Here is a 9631-nt window from a genome sequence, read left to right as displayed (position 1 = left end):
AAACTTACGAACGAAAAATATGATTATTTCAAGCAGAAATCAACTATTGCTGCGTAACATCAGTTAATAAGATGTTTAAAAGACATAGAATTTTTGCGCATGATAGACTTGATCGAGTTTTCTGAAATAACATCCAAAACCCAGTTGCAGTTGATTTTCAATTCCCCAATGCTGACGGGCAATCTCATTCAGTTCAAAAGCACTTAATAATTTTGATGAAATATAGTATCGGGTATCTTTCGATTCTTTCCCTTTACGAAGCACCGTTGAGGTAATGCGACCTATGGATTTTAAACCAGGCCATTGATGAATGTCATTCAGCCACTTTGTATGATGTGAAACAACGGCCACACGCTGTGCAATTCTTCCATGGCGTTTGTCATTATTTTCGTGGTTATTTAACTCAGATAAAAAGAGCTTAACATCTTCAAACAATGTTCCTTGGTTGCCTTTGAGTGAAATAACATAATCACCTTTCCTCTCAACGATTTGCTGACACATGTTCCTTTGAGCTCCCATGGCATCGATCGTAATGATTTTATTTTCAAGATCTAAAAGTTTTAACAATTTTGGAATGGCTTTGATTTCATTGCTTTTTTCATTCACTTTCTCTTGGGCGAAACCCATTTTATTCTTATGACACCAAGCACTTACACTATGAAGAGGCTTATTTGAAGAACTATTCCGGATCGTTTTTCCATCGATATTCATAATGTCACTCGTTATTTTTTGAAGACTTTCTACAAAATCGCAAAAACAATCTCTAAATTGATTGGGGAATAAGTTATCCCAAAGCCGTTGGTAAGTATCGTGACTTGGCACACCAGACGGAAAGTCGAAATATTTTTTCAACGCTTCCCTATGCATCTCAACAAAATCCTGCATCCCACTAAAACTGTCGATACCACAAAGAACTGCTAACAAACTGGTTGCTATCAAAGTCATAAAAGGGTGGCGTGGGTTCCTTGAGGAACGGGGATTTTCCAATGAACTAAAATGGCTTTCTATAATTTTAAGGCAAATATACATCTATACATCTTTTAAACACAGTTGTAGAATAAAATTTCTTCATGCGTAGGCCCTGGCTACGTAATAAGATCGACACTAATCTTTTATCAAAGCTATTTGCAACTTTTAAGAATTAGCTGCACAGTAGCACGCTATATGATCTAGGGTTTTATGTGTGTAGATGCAACATCATTTGTTTTTAAAGCGAGCATTTGTCAGGAGCGCGATGAGGCAACAAAACAAACATTTGAAAACCTAAATCATGAAATTTTGCCTAAATTTTTTAAAGATAAAACAGAGAAGATTGAGCGCAAAAGGATGTCTTAAGTTTTGGCACAATTAAACTATATCAGCGTTGATATACCATCAGGGAATGATCAACAAAGTTACGGTTGCCTCTATTAATTTGACAGACGGAAAAGGTATTAGCATTAGTTTTCCCTAAAAATAGAGCATATTTATACGGATAAGGGGGGAGATTGTACATTGCCAGAAAAGATAAGCGGCATCTAAGAAAGGAGTTCATCTTTTCGCAGTGAAGAAGAAACTATGAAGAAAAAATTTGACTTAAATAACGAGTATAGCCCCCCCTTTGAAATGAGTTTTTGATAGCAAGCGGTTACGGTATATAGGCATTGCAAAGAATCAATTTTCTAAATTTATGAAGGCAATGTGTTTCAATTTACCAAAAATTAGAGCTCTGAGCAAAGAAAAATCTTTATAACAAGAGTAAAAATGAGGTCAAAAATCCTATCAGCTCCATAATAATTATGTCAAAATTTTTTGTCATAACATAAGCAAGCCTACAATTTAATATCTGCTTATTACTTTTTGCGTCAGATTTTTTTTTAATCTCGTACAAAAATCATATCTCACAACGCGCCTCCAGAAAGCGCATTATTTGGATCTTAACTCTCTACACGATAAATTGAGGATTAAATTAATTTTTTGTTAAAAAATTCTTGTTAAAAAAAAATAATAAAAATAATATGTCTTCCCCCCTGTAGACATTTGTTTTAATAATGTATATCATTATCATCTGTTAATGATATGGGGTTTTTATGAAAAAAAAATTAATATTGTTATTTTTATTCATTTCGCAAACTTCTTTGCCTGGTTTATCGGCTAATTATAAAGAAACAGCTGAGACTTGTGTAGAATCTTTAAAAGAATCTATAAAAAGTAATAATCTTTTGAATTTTATGCGAAAATTGACCAATCTGAAGACTATTGAACTAATGGGCGGAGCTGATTGGACAGAAGTAATCGAATTTTGTATTTCGAACGATAAGAAAAATTTCTTTGAAATGATTTTGAGCAGTGAAGTTGTTCAAGAAATGACGGCATATCATTGGAAAGAGGTGTTAAGTAGATTGGAGGATTTTTCTACTGAAGTAGATTGTGTAGCCTTTTGTTCATCAATGATGAAAAACGCACAAATTGTTGAAAAATTTGATGGAGGGTGTTGGTCTAATGTATTACTGGTGTATGCATCTAAAAAAGATCTTGACGGTTTCACGCAAATTTTGAAGAATAAAGAAGTAATTAAGAAAATGAAAGGATCAGATTGGAATTTCCTATTAGACGAATGTATTGGAATTAATCAGCAAGAGTTTTTCAAAAAAATTTTAAATCATGAAAAAATCAACGAAATAACTGAAAAGCTGGATGGATTCCCTTGGAAGCTTATAAAGTATATCAAGGAGAGTACTATACGTCGTTTCAGAAAAACTATGATTAATCAAGAGTATTGTACACGAATTTCTGTACGGAGTATAAATTTTGTTTTTAATAGAGTAAGACCTTCTCCAGAAGTAGTAGAAGATTTTATTAAGATTATCTTTAAACTGAAAACTTTTTCTTATGATGACTATATAAAATTTTTTAAAAAAAATGTTACCAAAATTAATGATGCAGCCATAATTAAGGGTATATCTGAGATAGAAGGGGAAAACTTTATTAATCGTGCTTTTAAATTTCTTAAAAAGAAAAATGCTAATTCTGTTGAGATGCTTCTTAAAGACATTCAAACAATTAAGACGAATATTCTAAAATCAGATATTACAGAAAAAATAGAGAAAAAAGTAAATGAAATGAATCTTGCTTTTCCTAATCAAAATCAGCCAGTATCCTATTTTTATTGGTGGGCTGATGACGAAAAGTTTATAGAATTAACAAAGCCAGTATCCTATTTTTTTTGGGAAGAAAATGAAGTAGAGCTTGTAGACTTAAGAGATTCAGGATCTCGTTTTTGGTGGTGGAGGAACGCCTGTGTAGCGAAATATACAAATAATCTTAAAGCAGTAAATGAAGTAGATAAATATATTGAAAATATAAAAAAAGTTACAGAGTCCGTTTCAGTGCCTTCAGAACAAAAAGAAACCTTCCTAAAAGGGGTGTATTATGTACGTACTGAACAGGAAAGTAACAGGAAAAACTTTGATACATATCTTCATTTAGCAATTCTAGATACGAGTGTGGCTCGAGCAAAAGAATATAAGTTAAAAAAAATGATCGAAAAAGAAATGAATAATTTTTCATCTTCTTATCACGCAATAAAAGAACAAAATGAACATAAAAGACACAAACTATTTAATAAATATTCACTTTGTATCGACGAAAAATTTAAGAAAGCATACCCAAATATTTTGGAAATAGATACCAGCACGACAACACATAGTATGAATATTTTCAAAGCTATCCAGAAAGCATCTATCGAAAAATTAGCCGATGATGTGTACAAAATACAGTCTTGTTCGTTAGATCTAGCTAAAAAACAATATAGCGCCCCATTAAAGAGAGTAAAGAATTTTTTGGGTGGAAAGGTTAAGACGTTGACCGATTTTTTGACAGAAATAACGGATAAATCTAAAACAATATCCGCATCAGATCTCAGAGATCCGGAAAATCCTTATTTTCGTATCTTAGAATTTTATAACAATTCCGTAAGTGCTGGGGGATTATATCCATTGGATGTACCAGAAAACTCTGGATATTTGAAAAACGCTTTCGAAAAAGGGCTCAGCGCATATGCCATGGAAATCGATGCTTACTATACCATAGCTCAGTTAGAAGGACTTCAGATTGCTCCTCCTAAATTACATCTGGAATGGAGTAAAATTCCGAAGCAAGATTAGAAAATTATAACACACAGCGCATTAATAAAATGTAAAAGGACATTTTTTTCTTTGGATGTCCTTTTTTAATAAGATTGATTTTAGTGTAAAGGACAAGATTTTGTGCGCCTGTGTATAGATAAAACCACATAAAATGATTGTAATTTAAAGAAAATTTTAAATTATTATAGGAGTAAAAGTATTACATCGATTTTAGGCGTCATGCTGTGTCGATCAAATAGACGGAAAAGTTAAGTTTTTCAGAGGGTTCCCAACGTTTCAAAATCGGTATTGCAAGCCTGATCAAGTGGTCGAAAAAGATTAAGCTCACTATGAAACGCAAAAAACCTGCCACAAAAATTAGCCTTCTTTTTCGAAACTAAAATATATATGTATACTGAAGATAGGTCAATAAAAATATGATGATTTTATAATTGAAATACGAACAAGTGAAGATTTTATCGGATGAAAAATCCACTATTAATGGCGTTGGAATATATCAGAGAATATCGCACATATTTTCATGTTAATCAAAGTTATGGAATAAGCGAAAGTTCATGCTATAAAGGAACTAAGTGGATTGAAGATAGGCTCATCAAGCATCCAGATTTTGCTTTCCTGGTCGAAAAGCATCACTTAAGAGCGATATAGAATATGATGTAATGTTAATAGATGCTACCGAAGCGCCTATAGAATAGCCAAAAAAAGAAAAAATCGCACTAACAAACAAAGGAAATTTTATTCGGGAAAAAAAAAGGAGAAAAACCAAAAACTTGCGAGTGAAAGAGTTGCAAATGAAAATGTTATTGGTATGCTCAAACAATTTAAAATTATATCTGAAAAATAGACAAACAGACGAAAAAGATTTGGCCTCAGATTGAATCTGATCACTGGAATTTATAATTTTGAGCTAGTATAAATGGGTTTCGAAAGAGGTCTAATTAAAAAATCATGATAATATTCTTGATTTTTATCTTGTTTTCAGTAATAAATGATCTCTGAAAGTTCTTTTCTAAAATATTTCAACGGATTATTTTTAAATTTTGTAAATAGTGATTCTAGAGTCAGGTCATAGTGTTTCAACGCTAAAACTGTTATACTTAAAAAGAGTATTAGTTTATTTTTTTTATGGAAGAATTTCTTTTTAAGCTTCAAAAATGGATTGAAAATCGATTAAGTCAAGAAGGTTATGTGGGAATGACACTAAATTTTAATCTTCTTGCACAAAGATCTCACGGAGACTTTACGACCTCTAGTGCATTTTCTGCTGCAAAACAGTTTCAAATCGATCCTATAAAAATAGCTCAACGTATTGCGTTTCACGCTGAACAAGTTCAAGGTGTAAAAAGATCTGTGGTTGCTGGGCCTGGATTTGTGAATCTTACTGTAGAATCTTATTTATGGGGAACATGGACGCAAAATATTTTAGAAAATTCAGAAACTTACGGTAGAGGAGCTTCAAAAGATATTTCTGTAAACATCGAGTATGTTTCTGCAAATCCTACTGGTCCATTGCATGTAGGGCACGGAAGGTGCGCTGTAGTTGGGGATGTATTAGCAAATATTATGCAATACGCAGGGTACAATGTAACACGAGAATATTATGTCAATGATGCAGGCAACCAAATAACATTATTAGCGCGATCTGTATATAGTGCCTACAAAACGCTCTTGGGATATGTTTGTGAAGATTCAGAAGTTTATCCAGGAGATTATATTGAGAACATTGCAAGAGAACTCGTTCAACTCCATGGTCGTGAATGGCTTGATGTTCCCGTGCCTATTTGGGAATCTTATGTGGGGAGTTTTGCGGTACAAAAAGTTTTATTTTTAATTCGAGAGGATCTAGAAGCTTTAAATATTCGTCACGATGTTTTTACGTGTGAGCGGTTTTTGCATAAAAATGGAGAAATTGATGCGTTATTTTCTCAACTCAGTGAAAAGGGTTGGGTGTATCAAGGCACGATGGAGGCTCCAAAATCTTCAAATTCTTCAGTTAAAGAACCAAAAAATGAACAGCTATCTTTGTTGCGTACAACATTATGGGGAGATGCACAAGATAGGGCGCTTTGTAAGCAAGATGGGACATGGACATACTTTGCGGCAGATCTTGCCTATCACATGGACAAAGTTCGTAGAGGGTTTTCCATGTGTATTGATATTTTTGGAGCTGATCATAGCGGACATATTATGCGCCTTCAAGGTGCTATCGAAGCATTATCAGCGCATTGTGTACATTTAGAGATGATATGTTGTCAGATGGTAAGATTCTTTTTTGAAAAACAGCCTATAAAAATGTCAAAACGTGCAGGGACCTATGTTTCTATTCAGGATATTTTGAACTATATCGATGCGGATACGTTTCGATTTTTTATGGTGAGTAAAAAAGCAGATACGCATTTTGATTTAGATATACAAGATATGAAATCTTGTACAAAAGATAATGGAATATTTTATATTCAATACGCTCATGCTCGGTGTTGTTCGGTATTGCGTCGTGGAAAGCAAATTTGGTCTTTGCAAGAAGGATGGTGGAGAAATGTTAAGTTATCTTTTTGGGGAAAAGAGCATAGAGAATGTATAGGGTTGGCGTTGGATTTTCCTCGTCTTATTCAAAGTGCTGCGCAAACTAGAGAACCTCACGTTGTGTGCTCAGGATTGTACAAATTAGCGCAATCTTTTCATAGCTTGTGGCAAAAGGGAAACAATCAGATAGAGCTTCGCTTTTTAGATTCACAAAATTCCGAACGTTCTTTGGCAAATTTGGTGTGGATTCAAGCCATTGCTATCGCGCTTAAACAAGGGTTAGCTCTTTTGGGAATTAAAGCAAAAGAAGAGCTTTAAATTTTAGTTAACGCTAAATTTAGAGACTGAATTGAATAAAAAGTATTGTTAAAATTTTACTTTTTTAATGTATTAATTCATCTGTATGTAAGTTTCTTTATTATTTTAATAGATATTTTAAAAAGAGTTTTGACGTTTAGATAGATTTATGTCAAAATGCGACTATAGTGTCGTATTAAGATCATCAGCAATGCATTGCAAGAAGTGTAATTCCGAAAACTGCATAAGGAACGGTATAGTACGCAAGGTTCAGCGCTATAAGTGTAAGGAATGTGGTTATAACTTTGTTGAAGGTGACAAGAGGGGCAAAAGTGAGACGGCTGTCAAAAAAGCCTTATGCCTCATTTTATACGCTTTAGCTAAGGCATCATTCTCCTTCTAGTATATACAGGTGTGGAGTGGCAGAGATGAAAAAAATACAAGGATCTGAAGTTTTAGGTCAGATTCAAGTAGTGAAATTCTGATGAAATGTAGTATTTTTTCCAAAAAAAGTTAAAAACTCTGGATTATCAAAGCCGTTGATCCTAGCACACGAAGAACTTTACAGAAAATCGTGATGCTGCAACATTCACACGATTTTACGAAAAAGTCAAACATCTGAAAATTGCACATTTTATATTGATGATTGGGATATTTTTTCTAAAATTCTACCAAAAAAACCGCCATAATATTGGAAAATCAGGCGCTGTATGCATAGATAAAGATAATGGTAATACAATCACCTAGGGCGCATGACGAGACGTACTAAAATAGTTTCCAAGAAGGAATTTATGGTGTACGGATCAATCAAGCTTTGGTGTGCGTTTACGACGCCAGAAATCTTTAATCACTATCAAAAAACATTGCTAGCTATCTTTAGGTGAAAGCTCTCAACTCTCATTTTAAATTATTTTAATGGCTATCGCGTGTAAAAATATTCAAAAAACTAAAAAAAACTTAAGATAGCTATTAAAAATGTCTAAAAATACATATATTCAATACGAAAAAAGTTTTTTTAAAAAACATACCACCAGATAAAATTTGGATAATTTTTTGTTACTAATAAGTGTTTATTTTGTTAATAAAAAAATAAACATTGAATCAATTTGATTTTTAGAACATTTTTATTTACTTTACTGTATAAACAAAATATCAATCTATTCAATTTTTGATCTATGATATATGTTGATCTCTTACTTTAATGTGTAAATCTAAAGTATCCTTAGTGATCAGAACGTACCTCTTTATTAAAAATACAATCTAAAAGTTAATAATTATGTTAAAAACATCCTATTTTTCAAAAATTCCAATCATAGATCCAAAACTATATTTATAAAGAGAATGCTGATGAACAGATTGTCTGCGACTAAAGAATCTTGATTCGTAAGTATTTTCAAGAGTATCCACTAAGATGCACTTCTGTTGTAAAAGCCGAAAATTAATATATCCCGGTAAATCAAAATATAACCGTTTTCTTTGCTTAAAAAAAAGATAGCTCTTAGGATCTTCCAAAATAAAAAAATCATAAAAATCTTTAGAAACTTCATAATGCTGGCAACGAATCGTAGGCCCCAAACAAGCCTGAATTTTTTCAGGATATTTTGAAAGATCTCGCGCGGCATCTAAAGTATTTTCTAATATCCCAGATAATGTTCCTTTCCATCCGGCATGACAAATACCTACAACATCTGCTCCATCCCAAAACATTACAGGACCACAATCAGCGGTTGAAATACACAACATTATCCCTGGAACATTTGTTACCAATCCATCACATACAGGAGAAATTTCAGTAACGTTCGTCACCGACACCACATCACAACCATGCGTTTGGTAAGGAAATAGTATCTTATTAGGATTCATATTTAAAGATAAAACAAGATCACGACGATTCTCTAAATATGTCTCAACACTTTTATACCCAACACTCAAATTTCGCTCTTCAAACATTCCTGGAAAAAATCCATGGGGAATCTTCCATTCTGCGCAAAAAGATGGAGAAAAATCAAATTTTTCTAACAAATACAACAATCCTTAATCTAGATGAAGATGTAACCACTCTGTTAATGCTTTTTCTGAAATTCCCCCAATATGACGAGCAATCTCCACAACTTGTTCGTCTAAATCTTTTAATTTAGGAAAAAGGATCAATGTAGGTAAAGATTGAATACGATATCGCGTTGCTATACTTGGATTGTCGTCAATATTAACTTTTACAATTTTTAAAGATTGAGACCAAAACGCATCTTCAGAAATTGATTCCAGAACAGGTAAAAGTGCCTTACAAGGAGGGCACCAAGTTGCAAAACAGTCTACAAGAACATTATGCGTTTTTGCGGATTCTATAATAAACTGATGATCTAAGTTTTTCACTTATTGATTTCCTCTGGAAATACCACAAAGTGTTCGGATTTTCTCACGATATTTTAAAAAAGTCAACCACTTTTCGAAACTGAATTTAAATTCAAGCCACACTACATTGAGTTCTTAGAATCAAAAAAATTTGTCTATCCCTAATCTTCAGTAACTTAAAATCGAAAGCACTGCATTCAATAAATCGGTTAACTGATGTTACGCAGCAATAGTTGATTTTTGCTTGAAATAATCATATTTTTCGTCCGTAAGTTTTTAAGGACAAAAAATGAAACTGGATCTTCTTGATATGTATAGCGACTATTTGATAA

The 9631-nt window shown here is 32.9% G+C and carries 6 protein-coding genes and 1 pseudogene; 4 read left to right on the top strand and 3 right to left on the bottom strand.

Annotated elements, in window-relative coordinates; genetic code table 11:
• Nucleotides 1–75: 75 nt before the first annotated feature.
• On the bottom strand, nt 76–1029 hold the full coding sequence (locus tag P618_RS05520; RefSeq protein WP_024161263.1) for an ISAs1 family transposase: 954 nt from the start codon (nt 1027–1029) through the stop codon (nt 76–78).
• A 1040-nt stretch (nt 1030–2069) separates the two neighbouring features.
• Here P618_RS05520 and P618_RS05515 point away from each other — a divergent pair.
• The 4 genes and pseudogenes from P618_RS05515 (at nt 2070) to P618_RS09550 (ending at nt 7350) form a co-directional block, all read left to right on the top strand.
• Nucleotides 2070–4145, top strand: coding sequence for a hypothetical protein (locus P618_RS05515; protein WP_024161262.1), 2076 nt, complete (start codon nt 2070–2072; stop codon nt 4143–4145).
• A gap of 444 nt (nt 4146–4589) precedes the next feature.
• Nucleotides 4590–5043: pseudogene (locus P618_RS07460) on the top strand (transposase family protein); the annotation flags it as partial.
• A gap of 209 nt (nt 5044–5252) precedes the next feature.
• On the top strand, nt 5253–6968 hold the full coding sequence (argS, locus tag P618_RS05505; RefSeq protein ID WP_021827085.1) for an arginine--tRNA ligase: 1716 nt from the start codon (nt 5253–5255) through the stop codon (nt 6966–6968).
• Between the two features lie 148 nt (nt 6969–7116).
• Complete coding sequence (locus P618_RS09550) at nt 7117–7350, top strand: IS1/IS1595 family N-terminal zinc-binding domain-containing protein (protein ID WP_420805335.1); 234 nt, start codon at nt 7117–7119, stop codon at nt 7348–7350.
• A gap of 887 nt (nt 7351–8237) precedes the next feature.
• Here P618_RS09550 and P618_RS05500 read toward each other — a convergent pair.
• Nucleotides 8238–8969: a purine nucleoside phosphorylase YfiH/LACC1 family protein gene (locus P618_RS05500; protein WP_021827084.1), complete on the bottom strand. Its 732-nt coding sequence runs from the start codon at nt 8967–8969 to the stop codon at nt 8238–8240.
• Between the two features lie 12 nt (nt 8970–8981).
• The gene (locus tag P618_RS05495) at nt 8982–9320 is read right to left on the bottom strand and encodes a thioredoxin family protein (protein WP_021827083.1); all 339 of its coding nucleotides are present in this window, start codon (nt 9318–9320) and stop codon (nt 8982–8984) included.
• Between the last annotated feature and the right edge of the window lie 311 nt (nt 9321–9631).

Source organism: Holospora obtusa F1, from assembly GCF_000469665.2.
Taxonomy (GTDB): domain Bacteria; phylum Pseudomonadota; class Alphaproteobacteria; order Holosporales; family Holosporaceae; genus Holospora; species Holospora obtusa.
Note: the sequence above shows the minus strand (reverse complement) of the source record. Positions and strands in the feature narration are given on the sequence as shown.

Coding starts and splice junctions, on each gene's coding strand:
- P618_RS05520 (WP_024161263.1), bottom strand. CDS start 1,029: ATGTATATTTGCCTTAAAATTATAGAAAGCCATTTTAGTTCATTGGAA.
- P618_RS05515 (WP_024161262.1), top strand. CDS start 2,070: ATGAAAAAAAAATTAATATTGTTATTTTTATTCATTTCGCAAACTTCT.
- argS (WP_021827085.1), top strand. CDS start 5,253: ATGGAAGAATTTCTTTTTAAGCTTCAAAAATGGATTGAAAATCGATTA.
- P618_RS09550 (WP_420805335.1), top strand. CDS start 7,117: ATGTCAAAATGCGACTATAGTGTCGTATTAAGATCATCAGCAATGCAT.